This window comes from Dermatophilus sp. B7861-1, assembly GCF_058996045.1.
Genome location: NZ_CM180082.1, coordinates 1,137,536 through 1,159,050, shown reverse-complemented (window position 1 = coordinate 1,159,050; position 21,515 = coordinate 1,137,536). Strand labels below are relative to the sequence as shown.

The following is a 21,515-nucleotide window of genomic DNA, read 5'->3' as shown; positions in this document are numbered from 1 at the left end:
TGCTGCGGGTGGGACGTGCGGTTGTGATGAGGTGGCTGACGCCGCGGTGGCTGGGGGCTACTGCGGTGGCGTTGGCGTTTTTTGTGTTGTGTCAGTTTTTAGGGCAGTGGCAGTGGGGTAGGTATGAGGACAAGCTGGCTAATCGGGAGCGGGTGGAGTCGTTTTATTCAGCTCCGGTGAGGCCGTTGTCGCAGGTGGTTCCTGCGACAACGGCGCATCCAGGTGGTGCGGTGGGTAAGGACCAGGAGTGGCGTCATGTGCAGATGCGGGGTGAGTACGTTCCTGGTGCGCGTTTCATGGTGCGTAATCGTCCGCAGGATCGTTCATATGGGTATGAGGTTTTGGTGCCGTTGCGTTTAGAGGATGGCACTGCGGTGATGGTAGATCGTGGGTGGGTGGCTAATGGAGAGCGCGCGGATGTGTTGCCCTCGGTTCCGGCGCCACCGTCGGGGCCGGTGAGTGTGTCTGGCTGGGTGCGCCCGGGGGAACCTGCGTTTAACGAGAACACTCCCGCGGGGCAGTTAGGTTCGATTGATGTGGAGCGGATGCGTCGGGAAAGTGGGCTGCCGCTGCGGGGGGCTTACGTGGTGTTGGAACGTGAGCAGGATGGTTCTGGGGTGTCTCCGGCGCGCCCTGACCCGTTGTTGCCGCCGCAGACGGGGTTGGGGCCCCATTTTGCGTATGCGTTGCAGTGGTGGGTGGGGTCGTTGGCAGGGTTTGTCATTGTGTTTGTCTATGTGCGGCGGGAGGTGCGGGATGAGTTGATTTTGTCTGGTCAGCTCACCCCGAAGGCCCCTAAACCGAAGAAAACGCGTATTTGGGATGAGGAGGACGCCTAGAGCCTGGTTTTTGGCGCTCGCTTCACTGTTCGGTGGTGTGTAGTGAAGCGAGCGGGTGGGGTTGTTAGGCCAGTTCGATGAGGTCTTTGTAGTCCGGACCCCAGAAGTCTTCGACTCCATCCGGTAGGAGGAGTACGCGTTCGGGGTTGAGGGCTTCGACTGCGCCAGCGTCGTGGCTGACGAGAACGACTGCGCCTTTGTAGTTGCTCAGGGCGGCGAGGATTTCTTCGCGGCTGGCTGGGTCGAGGTTGTTGGTGGGTTCGTCTAGCAGGAGCACGTTGGCTCCAGAGACGACAAGGGTGGCCAGTGAGAGGCGTGTTTTTTCACCACCGGAGAGCACTCCGGCGGGTTTGTCGACGGCTTCGCCGGAGAAAAGGAAGGAGCCGAGGATTTTTCGGCATTCTGTTTCGGTGAGGTCAGGAGCGGAGGCGACCATGTTTTGCAAAACGGTGGCCTCGCCGTCGAGGTTTTCATGTTCCTGTGCGTAGTAGCCCAGGCGTAGCCCGTAGCCGGGTTCGACTTGCCCGGTGTCGGGGGTGTCTTTGCCGGAGAGGATTTTCAGCAGGGTGGTTTTACCGGCACCGTTGAGCCCAAGGACAACAACGCGGCTTCCTTTATCGATGGCGAGGTCGACATCGGTGAATACTTCTTGGGAGCCGTAGGCCCTGGAGAGCCCGCTTGCGCGCAGCGGTGTTTTTCCGCAGTGCACTGGGTCAGGGAAGCGGAGTTTGGCCACTTTGTCGTGTACTTGCACTTCTTCAAGTGATGACACGATTTTTTCGGCGCGTTTGAGCATTTGCTGGGCAGCGACTGCTTTGGTTGCTTTGGCGCGCATTTTTTCAGCTTGAGCGTTGAGTGCGGCGGCTTTCTTCTCGGCGTTTTGGCGCTCGCGGCGTCGTCGTTTTTCGTCTGTTTCGCGTTGCTGGAGGTAGGTTTTCCAGCCGACGTTGTACTGGTCGAGAACTTGTCGGTTGGCGTCGAGGTAGTAGACCTTGTTGACGACGGCGTCGAGGAGTTCAACGTCGTGGGAGATGACGATGAGGCCGCCTGCGTAGTTGCGTAGGTATTCGCGTAGCCACACGATCGAGTCGGCGTCGAGGTGGTTGGTGGGTTCGTCGAGAAGCAGGGTGTGGGCTTGAGAGAAGAGGATTCGGGAGAGTTCGACTCGTCGGCGTTGTCCGCCGGAGAGGGTACCGACAGGCCGGGTGAGTTCTTTTTCGCTCAGACCAAGGGCGGAGGCGATGGCAGCGGCTTCGGATTCGGCGGCGTATCCGCCTGCGTCTTCGAAGCGTGCTTGGAGTTTGGGGTAGCGTTCCATGGCTGCTTCGGCGGTTTCGGGGACCGCTGATGCCATTTGCCCTTCGGTTTCGCGCATGCGTTGTGCGAGGTCGCCGAGGCCGCGGGCGGACAGGATGCGGGCGCGGGCGATTTCTTCCAGGTCGCCGTCGCGGGGGTCTTGGGGTAGGTATCCGAAGTCTGCTGCGCCTGAGATGCGGCCGTTGTCTGGGCTACGCCATCCGGCGAGGGTTTTCATGAGTGTGGTTTTTCCTGCGCCGTTGCGCCCTACCAGCCCGATGCGGTCTCCGGCTGCGACGCGGAAGGTTGCGCCGCGTAGCAGTAGTTGAGCGCCTGCGCGCAGTTCGATGTCGGAGGCGGTGAGCATGGGTGTGGTAACTCCTGAGGAAACGGGGTTGGGGCCAGGCGTGCGTGCGCCACCGCCCAGTCTAGGTCTACGGGGTGGCTGGGTGTTGGTCAGGTATGTGTGCAGGGGGCCCGCGGCGCTGCGGCGCCACCCCTGGCTTTGTCCTCAGGTGTTTGTTTGTGGCGAGGTGATGCCCGCGGGTTAGTGGTTTCGCAGTGCGTTGATGAGGTCGTTTTTGTTCATTGTTGAGCGTCCGCGGATATTGAGTTCGGTGGCTCGTTTGCGTAGTTCTGCCACAGTCCAGTCGTCGTAGGAGCCTGATTTTCCGCCTTTGCTGCCAATTTTTTCGCGAGAGGAGGCTGCTGCTGCGTTGGCGATAGCGGCGGCTTTGCTTTTGCTGTTGCCTTCTTCGCGGAGTTTTTCGTAGAGGTCGGGGTCTTTGATTGAGTCGGCCATGTCAGTTTTTTCTCGCCTCGCGGGGGTGGGTCATGTCGATGGGAACAACCCAGGCGTCGAATTCTTCTGCGGTGAGGTAGCCGAGGTTAAGGGCTGCGGCTTTGAGGGTGGTTCCTTCTTTGTGGGCTTTTTTGGCGATGCTGGCTGCTTTGTCGTAGCCGATGTGGGGGTTGAGGGCGGTTACTTGCATGAGGTTGAGCTCTAGGGCTGCGGCGATGCGTTCATGGTTGGGTTCGATTCCGGTGGCGCAGTGGTCGGTGAATGCTGCGCATGCATCGCCGAGGAGGCGGATGCTTTCGAGTACGGCGTGTGCCATGACGGGTTTGTAGACGTTGAGTTGGAAGTTTCCTTGGCTTCCAGCGAATCCGACGGTGGCATCGTTACCGAAGACGCGGGTGGCGACCATGGTTATGGCTTCGCATTGGGTGGGGTTGACTTTGCCGGGCATGATCGAGCTGCCGGGTTCGTTTTCGGGGATGCGTATCTCACCGATGCCGTTGCGGGGTCCGGAGGCGAGCCAGCGGACGTCGTTGGCGATTTTCATCAAGGCCATGGCCAGGCCCCGTAGGGCGGAGCTGAGGGCTACGAGGGCGTCGTGGGCGGATAGGGAGGCGAATAAGTTGCTGGATTGGCGGAATGGGTGTCCGGTTTGTTCAGCGATTTTTGTTGCGGCGAGTTCGCCGAATTGTGGGTGTGCGTTCAGGCCGGTGCCCACGGCTGTGCCGCCGATGGCCAGGTCGAGGATGTCGTTTTCGGCGTGGTGGATATTGGCGAGGGCCAGGTCGAGTTGGGCTACCCAGCCGCTGATTTCTTGACCGAGTGTGATGGGGGTGGCGTCTTGCAGGTGGGTGCGTCCGACTTTGACGACGTCGGTGAATTCTTCGCTTTTGGTGGCGAGGGTGTCGCGTAGGTTGCTGGCCTGTTGGTAGAGGAATTCGTGCAGGTCTAGGACAACGGCGATATGCATGGCCGTGGGGAAGGTGTCGTTGCTGCTTTGGCCGCGGTTGACGTGGTCGTTGGGGTGGATGGGGGTTTTTGTGCCCATGTGACCGCCGAGGATATCGATGGCGCGGTTGGAGATTACTTCGTTGGCGTTCATGTTGGATTGGGTGCCGCTGCCTGTTTGAAAAACAACGAGGGGGAAGTCGTTGTCGAGGTGGCCGTCGATGACTTCGCGGGCGGCTTGTTCGAGTGCGTCGAGGGCAGTGTTGTCCAGGGCGGCTAGTTCGCCGAGTTCGCGGTTGGCGCGGGCGGCTGCGAGTTTGAGGTGGCCTAGGGCGCGGATCATTGACCGTCCCCAGATGAAGGTGTCGCGGCCGATGGGGAAGTTGTTGATGCTGCGTTGTGTTTGGGCTCCCCAGTAGTGGTCGGCAGGAACCTCGACGGTCCCCATGCTGTCGGTTTCGTGTCGAGTGTTCATACAGTCACTCTAGGTGGCAAGATTCCCTAGCGGGAGAGCAGTTCCGGTGAGTGCCAGCACATTTGGCGAGTCTCCTTTCTTCGCTGACTTTACAGAGTGTGACCTCACCCAGCATCTACGCTCTTCGCGCCGCTCCCGCACTCGAATGGATACGTCACATGGCGTGAATGGCAATCAAACTCACGCCAAAGGGCCACTATCGAAGAGTGAAACCAATGCTGGCAACCTCCACTACCGGTGTCCCTACGAGCGCTGATTGGGTCCACGAAGTGAAGTGGGATGGCATGCGCGTCCTGGCAGACGTTCATCACAGCCACGCCTGTCTTCGCACACGTAACGAAACGGATGCCAGCACCCGGTTCCCTGAAATCGTGACTGCTTTAACTGGGCAGAGCACGCCAGCAGATGTGCTCCTCGATGGTGAAGTTGTGCTTTTCGATGAGGCAGGCAGCCCGTCGTTCAAGAAACTACAAAACCGCATCTTCGTAAGGAGAGCAGACACTGCTCAGCGCTTGGCGGCCACCGCACCAGTCACTTTCATGGTCTTTGATCTGCTCCGGTTCAACGGTTGCGACCTCACAGACGAGCCGTGGACGGTGCGGCGCCAGCTGTTGGAGACACTCACCTGGAACAGCGACCGCATCACAGTGACACCCACTTTTCCTGATGGTGAAGCCCTCCTAGAAGCAACCCAGGAGCAGGGGCTAGAGGGAATCATCAGCAAACGTATCGATGCCCCTACTCCCCCGGTAAACGCAGCAAAGCATGGCGTAAATTGCCCCACCGGCCCACACATTCGATGGTGATCGGCGGTTGGCGGTCTGAAACTGGCTCAGAAAACCGGGTGGGTTCTTTCCTTGTTGGCCTACCAGAAAGCTCAGCTGGTGAAGCTACCCGGCTATGTTTCCTTGGCCGTGTCGGTAGCGGCGTGGCTGGTTCGGTACAGGAAACGCTGGTGCCTTTGCTGCGCGAGCATGCCGCGAAAGAATCCCCCTTCGCTGCGGACCTTCCCGATGCAGATGCTGCGGGGGTGCACTGGGTTCATCCTCGTCTTGTTATCGATGTTCGCGCGCTGGGCGGTATTCCAAAACCGGGCTACCGGCTACGTCAACCTTCATTCCAGGGGTTGCGTCCTGACCTGACCCCTACCGATCTGGTCACTGAAACCACCAGATCAGCAACTTCTGAGGCCACCGTGACACTCACTGACGCAAGCAAAGAAGCCGAGTCTTTGCCGCAGCAGTCTCAGGCCGTGAACGCAGATATCGAGGGCCGCCGTGTTCCGTTGACCAACCTTGAGAAGGTTCTCTACCCCGATTCAGGCACCACTAAATCCGAGATCATCAGCTACCTGGTGGAGGTTTCGGCTGCGCTTCTGCCTGCGTTGGCAGCCCGTCCAGTCACCAGGGTGCGTTGGCCGCATGGGGTACAGGGTCCATCGTTTTTCGAGAAAAACGCCCCGAAGAATACTCCTGAGTGGGTGCGGACCGTCATCCTCCACTCCCCCGGTTCGCGCCGCGAATCTTCCCAGGTCACATATCCTCTGGTTGATGACTTGTCGACACTGATGTGGCTGGGAAATCTCGCTGCACTCGAACTGCATGTGCCGCAGTGGCGCATCGACAGCCAGGGCGCGCCGTGTGCCCCGGATCGTCTAGTTATTGACCTTGATCCTGGGGAACCTGCAGGGCTTACTGAATGCGCGCGCGTTGCACTTATCGTGCGTGATGCCCTGCTGGAGCAGGGGGCGGAAATTATCGTCCCGGTAACCAGCGGTAGCAAAGGCATCCAGTTGTATGCCCCTGTTGCCGGTGACCCTGATGATCGTGACGCCACTCGTTCTCGCGCTCAACAGTTAGCGAAAGCTCTTGAGCAGAGCCACTCTGAGATGGTGGTTGCGACGATGAGGAAGGCGAAACGACCAGGCAAGGTCTTGCTCGACTGGAGCCAAAACACACGCTCTAAAACCACGATTTGTCCTTATTCGCCGCGTGGTAAACATCGCCATGTCACGGTCGCTGCGCCGCGTACCTGGGATGAAGTAGAGGCCGCCGCTACCGGTACACCGGCGCATACGCTGACTCAACTCGGCCCGCGCGAAGTGCTTGATCGGCTGGAGAAACTCGGCGATCTTTTTGCCCCTGTGCATATGTCGACCTGACACGCAGATAACCGCAGGTACCCCTGTGTCAAGGCAACAGCACTTTTAGGCTGAGCAGCATGTCTGCTGCCGATTCACTCAAACCTATCGACGCCTTGCGTCGAATTGCGTTCCTGCTGGAGCGCTCGCGCAGTCAGACTCACCGGGTTGAAGCTTTCCGCCGCGCAGCAACAACGATTTTGCGTACACCTGAGGAGGAAATCCGTGCCCGTACTGCGGCAGGGACACTTACTGAGCTGCCTACTATCGGGAAAAGCACAGCAGCTGTCATCGCGGACTGTTTGGCTGGTCGGCGTCCTGCATATCTCACGAGCCTAGAGGAAACTGCCACTGGGCCACTCATTGAAGGTGGCGAAGATCTTCTGGCAGCTATGCGCGGTGACCTGCATTGTCATTCGAATTGGTCCGATGGTGGGGCCCCTATCGAGGAAATGGCCGCGACAGCGATAGAGCTTGGTCGTGAATACATCGCTCTTACTGATCATTCGCGCAATCTGCGGATTGCGCATGGTCTTTCCGAGCAGCGGCTGCGTGAACAGCTCGATGTGGTTGCGGCGATTAGCCAGGCCTTGCCGCGTGATGATTTTCGGCTACTGGCGGGGATTGAGGTCGACATCTTAGATGATGGAGATCTTGATCAAGATCCTGAGCTTCTCGATCAGGTCGATGTGGTTGTCGCCTCGGTTCATTCCAAGTTGCGCATGAATGCTGATTCGATGACGCAGCGAATGGTGAAGGCCGTGAGAAATCCGCGAACGAGCATTCTTGGTCACTGCACGGGGCGGCTCGTGGCTGGTGGGCGGGGGCAGCGCCCGCCAAGTGTTTTTGACGCCGAAGCTGTGTTTTCTGCCTGTGTTGACCATGGGGTGGCTGTTGAAATTAATAGTCGCCTTGAACGGCAGGACCCTCCTGATGAGCTGATCGCGATGGCTCTTGATATGGGGTGTTTGTTCTCGATTAACACTGATGCTCATGCGCCTGGTCAGTTGGATTTTTTGGCTTATGGCTGTGAACGGGCGCAGCGGCTAGGGGTCCCTGCCGAGCGAATTGTGACGACGTGGAATGTGGATCAGTTGCTGGCGTGGCTAAGGCGAAATTGACTGTTTTTGTGTGCTGCCCATTGGGCTGCCAGCTGCAGTGGAGGCGGTTGACGGCGTTGAGAGTGGCGTCAATGACTTGATCGGCTGGTATGCCGCGGTCGAGGAGGTGAAACCCTGCATCCACCATGCTCCGGGTAAGTTCGGCGCCAATCTGTGCCTGGGTGTCGTCTGCAGTGAGGTGTTGCCATGCGGCCAAGAGCATGTCTTGGGTGTTGCGGTGGGCATGGGTTACGGCCTGACGTGTTCTGTCGGTGAGGGGTGTGTTTTTGGTGATGTTCATGAGCCAGCCGTGACCGGTGAGGGCGGCTTGTTCGAGGTTGCTGCGGCACCAGGCATCGATCTGTTCAGCGGGGGTGTGAGCACAAGTGACTGCTTCGTTGACGGCGTTGAGCCAGCTAGGCAGGTGACGTTCGAGTACGAGTGTGCGCAGGTCGTCGACGGAGTCGACGTAGCGGTAGATGCTGTTGCGGGCGATTCCTGCTGCTGAGGTGACGGCTCCGGCGGTGAGGGCTTGAGGGCCGTCGGTGCGCATGATGTGTTCGGCTGTGTCGATGAGGGTGGTGCGGATGTGTGCGCGGTGTTCGCGCATGGTTGAGGCAGTGATGCGTGGCATGACTCCTCCTGGGGATGGTGCCGCGTGGTGAGGGGGTGGTGGTTGATGTGTTTAATCAGTGTGCCTGATGAATTGTTTTAGCGACACCCTGTCTCTAACCTCAAAGAAGACATATCGCCACCGTGACCCGACTACTCGCCGGGCCATTGCCTCGTTTTCAGGAGTTCTCGGATGTCACCTACTCCCCCACTAGCCTCATCTGAGCCCCGCGATCACCGCTGGGCGGCGTTGGGTGTGTTGGCAGCTGGCCTGTCGATGATTGTGCTTGATGGGACCATCGTTGGTGTCGCTCTGCCTCAGATCATCACTAGCCTGCGCCTCGATCTCACTGAGGCGCAGTGGGTCAACAGTTTGTACGCCGTTGTTTTCGCTGCGCTCTTGTTGTCTTTTGGGCGGTTGGGTGACGCCTATGGGCGGCGCAGGCTTTTCCTTGCTGGTATCGCACTTTTCACGGTGAGCAGCGTGACTGCTGGGTTCGCTAGCACTTCCGGGGCGCTTATTGCTTCTCGTGCTGTACAAGGCGTCGGTGGCGCCATGATTTTGCCTACCACCTTGTCCACGGTGAATGCCCTTTTTCGTGGGCGGGAGCGGGCGGCTGCGTTCGGGGTGTGGGGGGCTGTGATGTCTGGGATGGCTGCGATTGGGCCGTTGCTGGGTGGTGTTTTGACTGAGTATGTGTCGTGGCGGTGGATTTTCTTCGTGAATATCCCCATCGGGGCGGCGATCATTATGGCTGGGGTGCGCTGTGTTCCAGAGACGCGCGGGGAGCCTGGTACAGGTGGGGCTGATTTTTTTGGTGGACTGTCCAGCGCTTTGGGGTTCGGGTTGATTGTGTTCGGGCTGATTGAGTCGCAAAATTTGGGTTGGTGGTCTCCTAAGAGTGCTCTGCAGATTGGTGATCTGTCGTGGCCTGCTACGGCACCGGTTTCGGCAGCGCCGGTGGCGATCGGTGTGGGTGTTCTTTTACTGGGTGTTTTTTATGTCGTGGAGCGCGGGCGTGCTCGTGCTGGTCGCACGGGGATTATCGATCTTTCTTTGTTCGCGATTCCTAGTTTCCGGTGGGGCAATGTTGCGGCGGCGGCGGTTGCGGTGGGTGAGTTCGCTTTGGTGTTTGTGCTTCCGCTGTATCTAGTAATGGTGTTACACGAGTCGGTTCTTACCTCAGGTTTGGTGTTGGCTGCGATGGCGCTTGGTGCTTTTGCAGCTGGGGCCCAGGCGCGTCACGTCGCAGCGCGCTTGGGGGCTCCGAAGGTTGTGTTGCTTGGGTTGGGGCTTGAGGTGGTGGGATCCGCTACAACTGCGCTGATTCTTGGTCCACAGACGTCGGCGTGGTTGATTGCGGCGACGCTGGTGGTTTATGGCGTTGGTTTGGGGTTTGCTTCTGCGCAGTTGACTTCTACGGTGCTGCTGGATGTGCCGACTGCGCGTTCTGGTACTGGGTCGGCGGTGCAGAGCACGGTGCGGCAGGTTGGGTCGGCGCTAGGAACAGCGCTGGCGGGGTCCATGCTTGCTGTTGGGTTGGGCAATCGTGGTTTTGGGGCTGATCCGCAGACATTTTCGACGGCTGCGGGATGGTCTATTGCTGTCTCGGCCGCGTTTTTGTTGTGTGGTTTTGTAGCGGCTTTGCGGGTTGCCGCAGTGGCCAGTGTGGAGGATGGCCAGGCAGCAGCTGCGTAAGACCGCTTCCCTGATCGGGTTGTGTTCTGGGAACGCACAGGGTGGGGGATACAGATGTCTGTATCCCCCACCCTGTGCGTTTTTAAAGGGCTGCTGCGATTTTGTGTAGTAGCTGTGGGGCGTCTTGGGTGTCTGTGATGGCTTCGATGAGTACGAGTGAGTTGGGGTTGGCTGCTGCTTTTTCTAGTGCTTGCTGCATCTGAATGCCGGTGCGTGCGGTGATGGTCATGGAGTGCTTTGGGCCGGCGCCGAAGAATTGCAGTGCGTGGGTCCATCTCCATGCGGGGATGTCGTTGTAGGCGGCTGTTTTGCCGTGGATCATCCGTTCGACTGTGTATCCGTTGTTGTTGACGAGGACAATCACGGCGGGTACGTGTTCGCGGATAATTTGTCCGAGTTCTTGGATGGTGAGTTGGGCGGCGCCGTCTCCAATCAGGAGTACTGGTCGGCGGTTACGGTTGGCGAGTCCGGCGCCGAGCATGGCTGGCAGTGTGTAGCCGATGGATCCCCACATGGGTTGTCCGATGAATGTGACTCCTTGGGGTAGTCGCATTCCGGACATGCCGAAGAAGCTGGTGCCTTGGTCGGCCAGGACGATGTTTCCTTCGGTGAGTGAATTGGCGACGAGTGTCCAGAGTGTGTCTTGGGTGAGGGGGTCGTCGGTAGGTTCGGCGGTGATCGATTCGCTTGGGCGTTCTAGGGGCATGCCTTGCGGTTGGATGTCGGTAAGCACGTTGGTGAGGATGCCGATGGCGCGTTCCATGGATAGGGGTGTGAAGAGTTCTTGCCCTATGCGGCTTATTGATCGTCGTATTTCGAGTTGTCTTGATGTGTCGATGTTTCCGCTGAATCCTGCGGTGGTGTTGTCGGTGAAGTCGACGCCGATGGTGATGAGGGCTTGGGCGTCTTCAATGGTGGAGCGTACTGGTTCTTCGGAAGCGGAGCCGACGTAGATACCAGCGAAGTTGGGTGCGGATTCGTCTACGAGTGTTTTTCCCCAGCTCAGAGTGGCTACAGGTAGTCCGGTGGCGGCGAGGAGGTTATTGAGGGCTTCGGTGGCGCCGAGGCGTTGGACGGCGATGTCGGCTAGTACTGCTGTTTTCTTGTCGGTGAGGAAGGCTCGTGCTGCTTTGTCGAATGCGTTTTCTGCTGCTGTGGTTGAGGCTTGGGTGATGAGTTTGAGGGGGGCTGTTGGGGGTTCGGTGGGGGTTGCTGCTACGTCTGCGGCAAGGAGGAGGAATCCGGGTTTTTTCTCGAAGATGGCGGTGCGCAGTACATGGTCGATTTCCCATGTTGCGCTGGGGGCTTCGAGGTTGGCGGTGGCGCAGCTGATTTCGTTGGCCATGCGGAGGAAGTGTTGGAAGTCTCCGGTTCCGAGTGAGTGGTGGAGTTTTTGGTGTGCTGCTTGGATTTCTTTGCGGGGGGCTCCGACGATGTGGATGACTGGTACTGATTCGGCGTAGGAGCCGGCGAGGGCGTTGGCGGCGGAGAGTTCACCGACGCCGTAGGTGGTCAGGAGTGCGCCGGCGCCGCGGATGCGGGCGTATCCGTCGGCGGCGTATCCGGCGTTGAGTTCGTTTCCGGAGCCGACCCAGCGGATGTGGTTGTGTGCGAGTACGTGGTCGAGGAAGCGGAGGTTGTAGTCGCCGGGTACGCCGAAGAGGTCGGTGATGCCGAGTTCGGCTAGGCGGTCTAGGAGGTAGTCGCCAATGGTGTAGGTGGGGTTCATGGAGCCTTCTTTGCTGATTGGTGGGAGGCTGCCGGTGGAGGGGGACACCCGGCGCTTCATTGGCCCCATCTAAGCAATTTAGTTGTCGCTTACCAATTTTCTAGACTCTGTTTGGTGTACGTGGCTTGCCTGTGGAGTTGGCCCCCACCAGGTGATGCGGCGCCATATCCACTCAAGGGGGCCGTAAGAGAATCGCAGAAACCACACTCGGAGCAGGCAGTACTGCGTTACGAGGATTGCGATGGCTACAGCGATGACAAGCCATAGGTTCGTGCTTCGCGGAAGATCGAGCATGTGGCCGGCGGCTAGCATCATGGGTGTGGCGGTGAGGTAGCAGGTGAAGGCGGCGCGGCCGAGTGGTTCGAACATGCCGCGTAGTAGTCGGCGCAGGGGGGTTTGCCACAGTAGCGCCAGGGTGAGGATGTATAGCACTGCCATGATGGCGCCAGCGACGCCGCCTGCGGTGGTGAAACGCGGGTCACCAGGGTTGTGCCATTGCCAGTAGAGCGCGGCAACTGAAGCGAGGGCGGACACCGCAGCTAGAATTGCGATGCGGCGGTTTGCATGTTCTAGCCGGGCTGGCCAGTTGTTGCGGGCGGCGGCAGCGCCGAGGAGGAAGGCTCCGGGCATAGTTGCAGGACCGCTTCCGGTGAGCGCGACAGCGGTGATAGTTAAGGTTAGTCCGGCTGCCAGGAGTACGTATCTGTTAAGGAGCAGAACTAGTGGTGCCACTACTAGGCCTGCTACGGCGTAGAAAGTCAGGATTTCTCCTGGGTAGATGAGTTGGTGAGCCAGCCCGATAAGTAGGAGTGCTCCAAGGCGCCTGCCGAGCACGATCCACGGTGAGCGCCCGCGGCGGGTTGCAGAGTCGGCAATGAATGCCAGGGACATGCCGAAGAGGAACATGAAGATCGGTACGAATCGTCCGCTGATGGTCATGTAGAACGTTTGGAGCAGGCCTTCGGGTGTAGGGAAGGCATCGATGCGTTCGCCCAAGTGCGCAACGTCGGGAATGTTGACGAACAGGATTCCTGCGATGGCGAACCCTCGGAGGGTGTCGAGAAATGGATATCGGTGGGTGATTGGTGTGGACATGTCATCGACGATATGAGCAGGCAGAAAAGATTGGCAGGCACCTTGTAGCTGTCCCACCTGGAGGGGGACAGTCCGGTGGCGATGTTCCACCCGTGGGTGGAACATCGCCTTCTCTTGCGCAGGTAGCGGCCTGTCTGCCCCTAGGGTGATCAGGGAAAGTCCGGCCCTTTGTCTTTGTCTTTGGAAGGGGGAGCGCATGCGGGCAGAGGAGTCTGTTGTCGGCGGCCAGGGATGGCGTGATTGTTTATTTTCTGTCCGCCGCAGGGTTAGCCATCGACAGTTCGATGTTATTGCGATGCTGCTTCTTGCGGTGCCGGTAGTGACTTCTATTGTGCTCGAATACCGTTCAACCATAGGGGCGGCATGGGCGGTGGCGATGTGGCTGCCGCTATGGTGGCGGCGGTCGCATCCGAATCTGGTGATGTGCGTTCTTACGATCTCGGGTTTGTTGCAGGTGGTGTTCACCGATACTTTCGTTGATGCTGATGTGACGTTGCTGGTGGGGCTTTATTCGGTTGCTCGGTATGGCGGTCGGCGTGGGGCTTTGGGGTGGCTTGCGGTTGTGCTCGCTGGGTGTGTGGTAGCAACGTTTGATTGGACTCGCGATGAGGTGCCGTGGGTGTCGCCGGAGCTGCTGGTAAAGGATATGCAGCTGATGGCGGCGCTGTTGTCGACTTCGGCGTTGCTGTCGTGGGGGTCGGGGCGGTTGATGCGGGTTGCTGGGGTGTTGCGGGTGGTGCGGGCTGACGCGGCGGAGGCTGAGCGTGCTCATGAGGTGCGTGAGGCAGTTCTTGCTGAACGCACTCAGATCTCCCGTGAGGTTCATGACATTGTCGGTCATGCGCTTACGCTGATTGCGGTGCAGGCAGATGGGGGTCGGTATGTTGCTTGTGCTGATGAGATTGAGCTTTCTGTGGATGAGCGGCTGCGGCAGGCTAGTGGGGTGTTGGAGGCGATTCGGGTTCAGGCCTCGGCAGCGTTAGGTGAGACCCGGGCGTTGGTGCGCGATATGGCTGTTGATGAGGTGGATTGTCAGCGGCGTCCGTTGCACGGAGTTGCTGACATTGTTGATTTGGTGAATCAGGTTCGCGGGACTGGCCGTGTGGTGGAGTATGCCTCTGAGCTGGAGTTAGGTGAGGGCGTGGATGCTGCTATGGGGGCAGCGTTGTATCGGGTGGTGCAGGAGTCATTAACGAATGCGGTGCGACATTCGGGTGGGGCGATCCGGGTGTGGCTTGGGGGCGCCCAAGGTGAGGTGGTGGTTCGGGTTGTGAATGATGGGCCTGTTGTTTCTGGACGGTCCGGTTCGGGGCGGGGGTTAGTGGGGATGCGTGAGCGTGTTGAGGCTGTTGGTGGGCAGTTGCGGCATGGCCCGAGGGAGGGGGGCGGTTTTGTTGTGGAGGCGGTTTTTGCGCCTAGGCATGTACCTCAGGTGTCGAAGGAGGGCGCATGAAGCGTGGACGGATTCTTCTGGCTGATGATCAAGCCATGGTGCGTACGGGGTTTGGGTTGGTGTTGGCTCCGCAGCGGGATCTTGAGGTGGTGGGTGAGGCTGTTGATGGGCAGCAAGCTGTGGAGCTTGCTGCCTCGTTGCGTCCTGATGTGGTGTTGATGGATGTGCGGATGCCTCGGTTGGATGGGATTGAGGCGACGCGTCGGATTGTTGCCCAGGTTCCGGGGGTGCGGGTGCTGATTCTTACGACGTTTGATGTGGATGAATATGTTGTTGATGCGTTGAATGCGGGGGCTTCCGGGTTTCTGGTGAAGAATGCGGGTGCCTCGGAGTTGCTCGCTGCTGTTCGTGCGGTGCTGGCTGGAGATGCGGTGGTTGCCCCGGCAGCAACGCGGCGTTTGCTTGAGCGGGTGTTGCCGTTGGGGTCGGTGGCGCCGAAGGCGTTGGTGGGGAGCTTGAGTGAGCGGGAGGTGGAGGTGATGCGTTTGATTGCTCAGGGGTTGTCGAATCAGCAGATTGCGCAGGTGTTATTTCTTGCTGAATCAACGGTGAAGACGCATATCAATCGGATATTAGCCAAATTGGGGGCGCGTGATCGGGTGCACATAGTGATTCTTGCGTATGAGGCGGGTTTGGTTCGGGCGGGGAATTGATGGGAGGTGAGGGGATAAAGGGCGTTGTTGTTGGGTGATGGATGCTGGGGTGGTGGTTATGCGGTGTGGGTGGTGTTTGTTGGGTTTTCGGGGTGAGGGTGCGGTGTAGCAGTGGCGCGCGGGGTTGGCCCCCACCAGGTGATGCGGCGCCATATCCACTCAAGGGGGCCGTAGGGGAAGTGAGAGAACCAGGCGCGGATGAGGCAATGCTGGGCCAGGAGGATCACCAGGGCCATAGCGAACACGATCCGTAGGTCTGTGATTTTTGCGTATCCGAGTAGGTGTGTTGCGACGAGGACTATGGGTGTGGCGGTGAGGTAGCAGGTGAAGGCGGCGCGGCCGAGTGGTTCGAACATGCCGCGTAGTAGTCGGCGCAGGGGGGTTTGCCACAGTAGCGCCAGGGTGAGGACGTATAGCACTGCCATGATGGCGCCAGCGATGGCACCGGCTGCGGTCGTGCGTGGGTCTTCGGGGGTTTGCCATTGCCAGTAGAGCGCGGTGGCTGAAGCGAGGGTGGACACCGCAGCCAGAATTGCGATGCGGCGGTCTGCGTGTTCTAGCCGGGCTGGTATGCCGTATCGGGCAGCGGCGGCACCGAGGAGGACCACTCCGGGGATGGCGGGTACTCCCCCACCGGCAGCGAAAGCTGCGATTGCTGCGATGAGCCCGAGTATGAGTAGTACCTGCTTTTTAGCAAGGAGTACCAGTGGTAGAACGAGCAGTCCTCCTAAGGCGTAGAGGAAGAGCACTTCTCCTGAGTAGAGGATTTGGTGGACCACCCCAAAGAGCAGCATGGCAGTGAGGCGTCTGCCGAGCACAACTTTTGGAGACCGGCCGCGACGGGTCGCGGAGTCGGCGATGAATACTAGAGACATGCCGAAGAGGAACATGAAGATGGGGATGAATCGGCCGGTGATGATTGTGTGAAATGCGGGGACTATGTTTTCGGGCTCGAGGTTGATGGGGGCGTCTACGTCTTGCCAGAGGGAGGTGATATCGGGGATGTTGGCTACGAGAATGCCCGCGATGGCGAATCCCCGGAGGGTGTCTAGGAAGGGGTAGCGATGGCTGGCCGGTGAGGTCATAGGGTCAACCGTAAAAGCCGCAGTGGCGTGGGCGGGTTCAGCCCTGTGGGCACTTGATGATAATCCGTGTATGGATTGCAGCGCGGAGTCGCGGCGGCGTGCTTGGGAGAGATTGACGGGGCCCTGGATGACGGGGGTGGCGCTGCTGTTTTTGGTTGCGTTTGCGTGGCCAATTTTAGATCCGGGGATCTCGCGACAGTGGCATGAGATTTCCGCGGTGGTAATGGATGTGACGTGGGGATTGTTTGCTCTGGACTACGGGGTGCGGTTGTGTTTATCGCGGCAGCGTTATCGGTTTTTGTTACACAGTCCGATTGAGTTGTTAGTGGTTTTACTGCCGATGCTGCGCCCATTGCGGTTGTTGCGGTTGTTAACGGTGCTGGTGGTGGTGCATCGCACATCTGCAGCCATGCTGCGGGGGCGGGTTGTGGTGTACATCGTGGGTGGGGCGTTGTTTTTAGCGTTTGTTGGGGCGTTGGCGATGTTGGATGCCGAGCGGGGTACACCAGGTGCACATATTGATACGTATGGGGATGCGGTGTGGTGGGCTTTGGCGACGATGACGACGGTTGGGTATGGGGATGCGTACCCGGTCACTATGCATGGGCGTTTGATTGCCGCAGGCATGATGATTGGCGGTATTGCGTTGTTGGGTTCGGTAACTGCGTCGTTGGCGTCGTGGTTGACGGACCGGTTGGCGGTTCCTGATGAGGGTGCGGTCTCGGCAGAGTCGGTGGCAGTTGCTGAGTTGACGGCGCGAGTTACTGAGTTGACGGCGCAGGTGGAGAGGTTGACGGAGATGATTGAGCAGCAGAAGGATGCGGGGCCTGCTGCTGGGGAGGTTTGTTCATCGGTATTGTCGCAGTCGCGCACTGACGCGTAAGATCGACACATATTCGCATCAAAATGATGCGTTTGTGAGGAGGGTCAGAATGGAATCGCTTAACGTCGCTCGCAAGGGAAACACTGTTCGCCGTATTACTGCGAACCTGCGCGACCGTGACTCCAAAAACCTGGACATGATTGCGCAGACACAGGGACTGAACCCCAATGACGCGATCCGACAGGCTTTGGCCACGCAGGCGTTTCTTCAAGATGCTTTGAAGAAGGGTGGGGCGATTTTGGTGCGTGAAGCCGATGGCGCTATCCGTGAGGTTCAGTTCGTTGGGTGAAGAGGCTGAACTTCCGGTAGAGGAATATCCACCCCAGAACGACTCGGTCAGTGAAGGCCCCTCCTTAGGCCCGGTGGAAAGAAGCCGGGAACGCAAACGGTCATGGATCGTCGGGGTTGCGTTGTGTTTATTTATCGTCGTGACCGTACTGCCGATGGTTGCGGTGATTTTTGGGTGGCGTTCGTGGGCTGAGATTAAAGATGTATCGGCTTTGGTGGTGCCGGTTGTCGTGTCGGTGGTGGGATCGATTACTGGTTTTTATTTCGGTTCTCAGCACTCATGATGGGTGAAAAGGTAGGGGCCTGACTCGTGTTGAGTCAGGCCCCTACCTTTTGTTCTTTTTTACTGGATTGCTGGTGGTGGTGTAGGGGCACCTTCGGGAGGGAGTACTTTCGGGTAGCTGATGACGGTGGGGCCGCTGGCTGCTGATGGGGTGGCAGTTTGTGGGGTGTTTCCTCGGGCTGGGGCGGGGTCCCAGTGGGTGTCGACAAGTTTGCGCTGCACGATGATTGCTGCAGTGAGTAGCGCCAGCGCTAGGAGCGCGGCGACGATGATTCCACTGGCGGTGCCTGGGCGGGAGCTGTAGCCGATGATGAGGCCGAACCAGCCGAAGTCGGTGTCGCCGAATGTGGTGTTCGCGGTGCCAAGGTCACCGAGTACTTTCATGAGCAGGGCGGGCAGAAAGGTGATGAGCAGTCCGTTGACGAATGCGCCGGCGACTGCGCCTCGGCGTCCGCCGGTTGCGTTTCCGTATACGCCTGCTGCGCCGCCAGTGAAGAAGTGGGGTACGAGGCCGGGAAGGATGAGTGCTAGGCCGAAGGTGGGGCCGAACCACAGTCCTAGGGATAGGAGCACGAGGAGTCCTCCGGTGAAGCTCGCAATGAAGCCGATGAGGACGGCGTTTTGGGCGTAGGGGAAGACGATTGGGCAGTCGAGTGCAGGGATTGCTCCGGGGACGACTTTATCTGCGATGCCTTGGAAGGCGGGGATGAGTTCTCCCAGGATGGTACGCACGCCGAAGAGGATGACTGCGACGGAAATACCGAATTGTAGGCCTTGGGTGACTGAGTGCATGAGGTAGTTGCCGACGTTGGTTGCGCCGCCTTCGAAGGCGGTGAAGGCAGTTTTTTCGCCGGTGCGCAGCAGGAAGGCTACGGCGACGACGAGGTACATGATCACCATGGATAGCGCGGTGGCGACCATGGAGTCGCGGAGGAATCGGAGTGATTCTGGGACTTTGACATCTTCGGTGGAAGGGCTTTTTCCTGAGCCGTTGACTGCGCGGCCTACTGCGCCAGAGGCGATGTAGCCCAGGGTGCCGAAGTGTCCGATTGCTACTGAGTCATCGCCGGTGATTTTGCGGGTCCAGGGGTGTGCGAGGGCGGGGAGGGAGACCATGAGGACGCCCAGGAGGGTTGCGCCGAGGGCGACGACGATGGGGGCGGGGATTCCTGAGGACATCATGACGACGGTGATGAGTGTCGACATGAAGAGCAGGTGGTGTCCGGTGAGGAATACGTAGCGCAGAGGTGTCAGGCGTGCCAGCAGGAGCGCTACGACGAATCCGAGGATCATGATCCAGGAGACGTGGGCGCCGAATTTTTTCTGTGCGATGCCGACGATTGCTTCGTTGGTGGGGACTACTCCGTGGGCGCCGAGTGCGCCTTGGATCATGATGCCGAGGGGTTCTAGGGAGTTAACGACGAGGTTAGCTCCGGCGCCGATGAGGAGGAATCCGAGAGTGGCTTTGAGGGCGCCGGCGATGATTTGCCCTGTGGACTTTTTCATCGCGATGAGTCCTACGGCGGTGATGATGCCGATGAGGAATGCCGGGACGGCGAGGATTTCGTTGACGATGAATTGTGCTGTGGCGGCGATGATGTTCATGTCTGTTCCCGTTCAGACTGCGTAGACGTGGCGCAGGGCGGCGTCGATTTGGGGGGCTGAGGTGAAGTCGTCAATGACGACGACGGGTACTCCTACTTCGCCGAGTGCTGCGGCGATGGCTCCTGAGGTGAGGAGTACGTCGGCTTCTTTGGCTCGGCCTCGGGCGGAGATGGTGTCGGTTGCTTCTACGCGTATGTATTTGTCCCATCCCCAGGTGGTGAGGACGCTTTCGAGTGTGTTTTTGAGAAACAGGCTGGTTCCGAGGCCGTTTCCGCAGACGGTGAGGATGAATCCTTTGCTGGGGATGGCGTTTTCATGTGTGGTTGGGGTTTCGGTCTTGGTGGTGACGGGGGTGGATGGGGTTGCTGTAGCTGGCTGACTGGTGGGGTCTGTGGTGAGTGCGGCGTGTAGTTCGGTGGTGGTTGTTGCTGCGTCGATTGCTGCGCGGCGGGCCGGGTCGGATAGGAGTCCGGCCAGTTCTGCGAGGGCTTGCTGGTGGGCGTCGCTGTCGGTGGCGGCCAGGGCGACGATGAGGGTGACGGGGTCGTTATCGGGGTTGCCGAATTCGACGGGGTGGGTGAGGCGGATGGCCGACATGCCGGTGTGATGGACGCTGCTATCTGGGCGGGCATGGGCGAATGCGAAGCCGGGTGCGATGACGATGTAGGGGCCGTGAGTGTCGACGGTGGCGATCATGGCGTCGGTATAGGCCGGGTCTGCTGTGCCGGTGGCACTGAGGAGTGCGCCAGCTTCACTTATGGCGGCGCGCCAGTCAGGTGCGGTGATATTGACGTTGACCGCTTCGATGGGGAGGAGTTCTTTCAAGCGTGACATGAGGGGGTCTCCATCCGGTGAGGGATTTGCGGTTTCAGCCTACGAATCGGGCTGTTGGGGTGCGAATACTGGTGGGGGTTTATGTGAGAAGAGGAACATATGTGGCTCAGGTCTCCGATCGGTGCTGTTAAGGCACGGTGGTGGCGTGGCGGTTTTTCTTGACGGCGAGGTGCCATGCGGCTGAGGCGGCAATAAGGGCGATTGTTGCGGCGAGGGCTGAGCGTGTGATGGCACCATAGAGCAAGTCGCGCAGTTCACCTCCGGCGGCAAGGACGGGGAGGGCAGTTAGGGTTGTTGCGGTGGCTGCAGCTAGTAGAGGAAGAGTGAGTACGAGTAGTGCCGTACGTGGGTGGCGGCGGGGTGTGGCGGGACTGGCGGGTGCGCGCAGTGTGAGGACAACGGCAGTGATGGCCAGGGCCGTGAGACCACCAATACCGCTGATGTATTGGGCCCATTTATACCCAGGGAGTCCAGCGTGAGTGGTGGCAAGGAGAGGAATTGTTGTCGCTCCCCATCGGCCGGCGTGTGTGAATTCGCCCCAGATGACATGGGTGGCCGCACCGATGGCTGCCCCCAGGGCGACTAGGGGTAAAGGTGGGCGTTGTTGAGTGAGGGTGATTCGCCTTCGTAGCGGGGCGGGGGCTGCATCGAGCAGGGGGTGGCGTATGAGGTTCCACCAGGCGTACCAGAGCGCACTGGCTACGATGAGGTCAAAGGTGAGAATGCCGGTGAGTGTGTGGGTGGCGTCGTATGTGATGGGTATCCAGGGCATAAAGAGGGGGGTGTCGGGAATCATTGCGCCGATACTCAGGGCAGCGAAGGGGATAGGGGTGCGTAGCAGTGGCAGTACGGCGGCGGGGTGAGCGAAGGTTACTGGCATAGCCGCAGGGTAAAAGGCGTTGTGGTGTGGTTGTTGTTGGGGCGCCTGAAGGTTGGGTGGCGTGAGAGTTTATTGAAAATGATTGGTGGGCTTGGTTTTGCGTGAGGGATGTACACATGCCTGCTTTTATCTGCTGTGGCTACTTAGATACTTTTTCCGTACTTCTTTTGGCGAGTTTTATGTTCATGCGCTGCGCTTTCCCTCCCTTGTGAGCTAGGGCGTATTAATGAATTCACGGAAGGGGTTTGTGTTCGCTGCTAGCGGGCACGGAAAAGGGCTCATTTCTGCGCGTAGCGATGTTTTGTTGCGATTGAGGAGTTTGGGTTCCTCTCGGCACGGTGGGTCACGGTTTGGCGTCATTGATTGGTGACCCACAACGTCAAGGGCCGTCTCATGTAAGGGACAGGGATGTTCTCAGCTACCGCCCACCTAGCCAGGAACGCAGCTGCAGCTCATCGCATTACAGATAAAGAGTGTCTATATGTCTATAGGTGGATAACTATTCACATATCCGCAGGTGAGCTCCACAGCTCTGACAGATAGCACGCGACAGTCAGCCTTTTCCCAGCCCCTTCACAGTTGACATAAACAGCGCTAAAAAACGACTGCGGTAGCGGGAAATCGATTGTGTGAAAGTTTTTGCGCAACCCTGTTACACAAGCTGCAAAACGGAAACAGGCAGGTCACGATCTCGTAACGATGTGACCAGCATCACAATCGACACGCATCGACAGATAACGGATTGGTTTCAATCCGGGCATGGTCTAGCTTTCTTTCTGGCCGCCACCCCTGAGGCGGCCGCCGGAGAATGACGCTGAG

General features: G+C 59.0%; 19 protein-coding genes. 10 read left to right on the top strand and 9 right to left on the bottom strand.

Annotated elements, in window-relative coordinates; genetic code table 11:
- Positions 1–8 precede the first annotated feature (8 nt).
- Positions 9–839 (top strand): SURF1 family cytochrome oxidase biogenesis protein, encoded by an 831-nt coding sequence (locus tag AC2T9U_RS05145; RefSeq protein WP_341746824.1) that lies wholly within the window; start codon positions 9–11, stop codon positions 837–839.
- Between the two features lie 64 nt (positions 840–903).
- Here AC2T9U_RS05145 and AC2T9U_RS05140 read toward each other — a convergent pair whose 3' ends face one another.
- From AC2T9U_RS05140 to fumC, 3 genes are all read right to left on the bottom strand, one after another.
- Positions 904–2,502, bottom strand: a complete 1,599-nt coding sequence (locus AC2T9U_RS05140; RefSeq protein ID WP_493696822.1) for an ABC-F family ATP-binding cassette domain-containing protein — start codon at positions 2,500–2,502, stop codon at positions 904–906.
- A gap of 180 nt (positions 2,503–2,682) precedes the next feature.
- Complete coding sequence (locus tag AC2T9U_RS05135; protein WP_208303509.1) at positions 2,683–2,937, bottom strand: DUF7218 family protein; 255 nt, start codon at positions 2,935–2,937, stop codon at positions 2,683–2,685.
- Position 2,938: 1 nt separating this feature from the next.
- Positions 2,939–4,357, bottom strand: coding sequence for a class II fumarate hydratase (gene fumC / locus AC2T9U_RS05130; protein WP_493696821.1), 1,419 nt, complete (start codon positions 4,355–4,357; stop codon positions 2,939–2,941).
- A gap of 215 nt (positions 4,358–4,572) precedes the next feature.
- On the opposite strand from fumC, the gene AC2T9U_RS05125 reads away from it, so the two are divergent.
- The 4 genes from AC2T9U_RS05125 to AC2T9U_RS05110 all read left to right on the top strand — a co-directional run bounded on the left by AC2T9U_RS05125 (position 4,573) and on the right by AC2T9U_RS05110 (position 9,908).
- On the top strand, positions 4,573–5,163 hold the full coding sequence (locus AC2T9U_RS05125; protein ID WP_493696929.1) for an ATP-dependent DNA ligase: 591 nt from the start codon (positions 4,573–4,575) through the stop codon (positions 5,161–5,163).
- Positions 5,157–6,518, top strand: coding sequence for a non-homologous end-joining DNA ligase (ligD, locus tag AC2T9U_RS05120; RefSeq protein WP_493696820.1), 1,362 nt, complete (start codon positions 5,157–5,159; stop codon positions 6,516–6,518). The genes AC2T9U_RS05125 and ligD overlap by 7 nt, the downstream gene beginning before the upstream one ends.
- Before the next feature lie 59 nt (positions 6,519–6,577).
- Positions 6,578–7,618: a PHP domain-containing protein gene (locus tag AC2T9U_RS05115; RefSeq protein ID WP_493696819.1), complete on the top strand. Its 1,041-nt coding sequence runs from the start codon at positions 6,578–6,580 to the stop codon at positions 7,616–7,618.
- A 784-nt stretch (positions 7,619–8,402) separates the two neighbouring features.
- The gene (locus tag AC2T9U_RS05110) at positions 8,403–9,908 is read left to right on the top strand and encodes an MFS transporter (RefSeq protein WP_493696818.1); all 1,506 of its coding nucleotides are present in this window, start codon (positions 8,403–8,405) and stop codon (positions 9,906–9,908) included.
- Between the two features lie 82 nt (positions 9,909–9,990).
- On the opposite strand, the gene AC2T9U_RS05105 is transcribed toward AC2T9U_RS05110, so the two are convergent.
- Together AC2T9U_RS05105 and AC2T9U_RS05100 are read right to left on the bottom strand one after the other, a co-directional pair.
- Positions 9,991–11,637: an alpha-keto acid decarboxylase family protein gene (locus AC2T9U_RS05105; protein ID WP_493696817.1), complete on the bottom strand. Its 1,647-nt coding sequence runs from the start codon at positions 11,635–11,637 to the stop codon at positions 9,991–9,993.
- Between the two features lie 78 nt (positions 11,638–11,715).
- On the bottom strand, positions 11,716–12,732 hold the full coding sequence (locus AC2T9U_RS05100) for a DUF418 domain-containing protein (RefSeq protein WP_493696816.1): 1,017 nt from the start codon (positions 12,730–12,732) through the stop codon (positions 11,716–11,718).
- 196 nt (positions 12,733–12,928) lie between these two features.
- On the opposite strand from AC2T9U_RS05100, the gene AC2T9U_RS05095 reads away from it, so the two are divergent.
- Positions 12,929–14,185 carry a sensor histidine kinase gene (locus AC2T9U_RS05095; protein WP_493696815.1) on the top strand — a complete coding sequence of 419 codons (1,257 nt, stop codon included), beginning with the start codon at positions 12,929–12,931 and terminating at the stop codon, positions 14,183–14,185.
- Positions 14,182–14,838 carry a response regulator gene (locus tag AC2T9U_RS05090; protein ID WP_493696814.1) on the top strand — a complete coding sequence of 219 codons (657 nt, stop codon included), beginning with the start codon at positions 14,182–14,184 and terminating at the stop codon, positions 14,836–14,838. Before AC2T9U_RS05095 ends, AC2T9U_RS05090 begins: the two co-directional genes overlap by 4 nt.
- Before the next feature lie 56 nt (positions 14,839–14,894).
- Here the strand turns inward: AC2T9U_RS05090 and AC2T9U_RS05085 are convergent, their stop codons facing one another.
- A complete protein-coding gene (locus AC2T9U_RS05085; RefSeq protein ID WP_493696813.1) occupies positions 14,895–15,923 on the bottom strand; it encodes a DUF418 domain-containing protein in 1,029 nt (342 codons plus the stop codon).
- Positions 15,924–15,993: 70 nt separating this feature from the next.
- On the opposite strand from AC2T9U_RS05085, the gene AC2T9U_RS05080 reads away from it, so the two are divergent.
- From AC2T9U_RS05080 to AC2T9U_RS05070, 3 genes are read left to right on the top strand one after another with little or no spacing between them, the layout of a single operon-like run.
- A complete protein-coding gene (locus tag AC2T9U_RS05080) occupies positions 15,994–16,806 on the top strand; it encodes a potassium channel family protein (protein ID WP_493696812.1) in 813 nt (270 codons plus the stop codon).
- A gap of 49 nt (positions 16,807–16,855) precedes the next feature.
- Positions 16,856–17,095, top strand: coding sequence for a hypothetical protein (locus tag AC2T9U_RS05075; RefSeq protein ID WP_115030507.1), 240 nt, complete (start codon positions 16,856–16,858; stop codon positions 17,093–17,095).
- Positions 17,073–17,378 (top strand): hypothetical protein, encoded by a 306-nt coding sequence (locus AC2T9U_RS05070; protein WP_208303517.1) that lies wholly within the window; start codon positions 17,073–17,075, stop codon positions 17,376–17,378. The genes AC2T9U_RS05075 and AC2T9U_RS05070 overlap by 23 nt, the downstream gene beginning before the upstream one ends.
- 59 nt (positions 17,379–17,437) lie before the next feature.
- Here AC2T9U_RS05070 and ulaA read toward each other — a convergent pair whose 3' ends face one another.
- The 3 genes from ulaA to AC2T9U_RS05055 all read right to left on the bottom strand — a co-directional run bounded on the left by ulaA (position 17,438) and on the right by AC2T9U_RS05055 (position 20,696).
- Positions 17,438–18,982 (bottom strand): PTS ascorbate transporter subunit IIC, encoded by a 1,545-nt coding sequence (ulaA, locus tag AC2T9U_RS05065; RefSeq protein WP_493696811.1) that lies wholly within the window; start codon positions 18,980–18,982, stop codon positions 17,438–17,440.
- A gap of 12 nt (positions 18,983–18,994) precedes the next feature.
- Positions 18,995–19,816 (bottom strand): PTS sugar transporter subunit IIAB, encoded by an 822-nt coding sequence (locus AC2T9U_RS05060; protein ID WP_493696810.1) that lies wholly within the window; start codon positions 19,814–19,816, stop codon positions 18,995–18,997.
- 127 nt (positions 19,817–19,943) lie between these two features.
- On the bottom strand, positions 19,944–20,696 hold the full coding sequence (locus AC2T9U_RS05055; RefSeq protein WP_493696809.1) for a DUF4184 family protein: 753 nt from the start codon (positions 20,694–20,696) through the stop codon (positions 19,944–19,946).
- Between the last annotated feature and the right edge of the window lie 819 nt (positions 20,697–21,515).

Bases quoted from the DNA above. Each gene is read 5' to 3' on its own strand.
- AC2T9U_RS05140 (WP_493696822.1), bottom strand. From the start codon at position 2,502: ATGCTCACCGCCTCCGACATCGAACTGCGCGCAGGCGCTCAACTACTG.
- AC2T9U_RS05135 (WP_208303509.1), bottom strand. From the start codon at position 2,937: ATGGCCGACTCAATCAAAGACCCCGACCTCTACGAAAAACTCCGCGAA.
- fumC (WP_493696821.1), bottom strand. From the start codon at position 4,357: ATGAACACTCGACACGAAACCGACAGCATGGGGACCGTCGAGGTTCCT.
- AC2T9U_RS05125 (WP_493696929.1), top strand. From the start codon at position 4,573: ATGCTGGCAACCTCCACTACCGGTGTCCCTACGAGCGCTGATTGGGTC.
- ligD (WP_493696820.1), top strand. From the start codon at position 5,157: ATGGTGATCGGCGGTTGGCGGTCTGAAACTGGCTCAGAAAACCGGGTG.
- AC2T9U_RS05115 (WP_493696819.1), top strand. From the start codon at position 6,578: ATGTCTGCTGCCGATTCACTCAAACCTATCGACGCCTTGCGTCGAATT.
- AC2T9U_RS05110 (WP_493696818.1), top strand. From the start codon at position 8,403: ATGTCACCTACTCCCCCACTAGCCTCATCTGAGCCCCGCGATCACCGC.
- AC2T9U_RS05105 (WP_493696817.1), bottom strand. From the start codon at position 11,637: ATGAACCCCACCTACACCATTGGCGACTACCTCCTAGACCGCCTAGCC.
- AC2T9U_RS05100 (WP_493696816.1), bottom strand. From the start codon at position 12,732: ATGTCCACACCAATCACCCACCGATATCCATTTCTCGACACCCTCCGA.
- AC2T9U_RS05095 (WP_493696815.1), top strand. From the start codon at position 12,929: ATGCGGGCAGAGGAGTCTGTTGTCGGCGGCCAGGGATGGCGTGATTGT.
- AC2T9U_RS05090 (WP_493696814.1), top strand. From the start codon at position 14,182: ATGAAGCGTGGACGGATTCTTCTGGCTGATGATCAAGCCATGGTGCGT.
- AC2T9U_RS05085 (WP_493696813.1), bottom strand. From the start codon at position 15,923: ATGACCTCACCGGCCAGCCATCGCTACCCCTTCCTAGACACCCTCCGG.
- AC2T9U_RS05080 (WP_493696812.1), top strand. From the start codon at position 15,994: ATGGATTGCAGCGCGGAGTCGCGGCGGCGTGCTTGGGAGAGATTGACG.
- AC2T9U_RS05075 (WP_115030507.1), top strand. From the start codon at position 16,856: ATGGAATCGCTTAACGTCGCTCGCAAGGGAAACACTGTTCGCCGTATT.
- ulaA (WP_493696811.1), bottom strand. From the start codon at position 18,982: ATGAACATCATCGCCGCCACAGCACAATTCATCGTCAACGAAATCCTC.
- AC2T9U_RS05060 (WP_493696810.1), bottom strand. From the start codon at position 19,816: ATGTCACGCTTGAAAGAACTCCTCCCCATCGAAGCGGTCAACGTCAAT.
- AC2T9U_RS05055 (WP_493696809.1), bottom strand. From the start codon at position 20,696: ATGCCAGTAACCTTCGCTCACCCCGCCGCCGTACTGCCACTGCTACGC.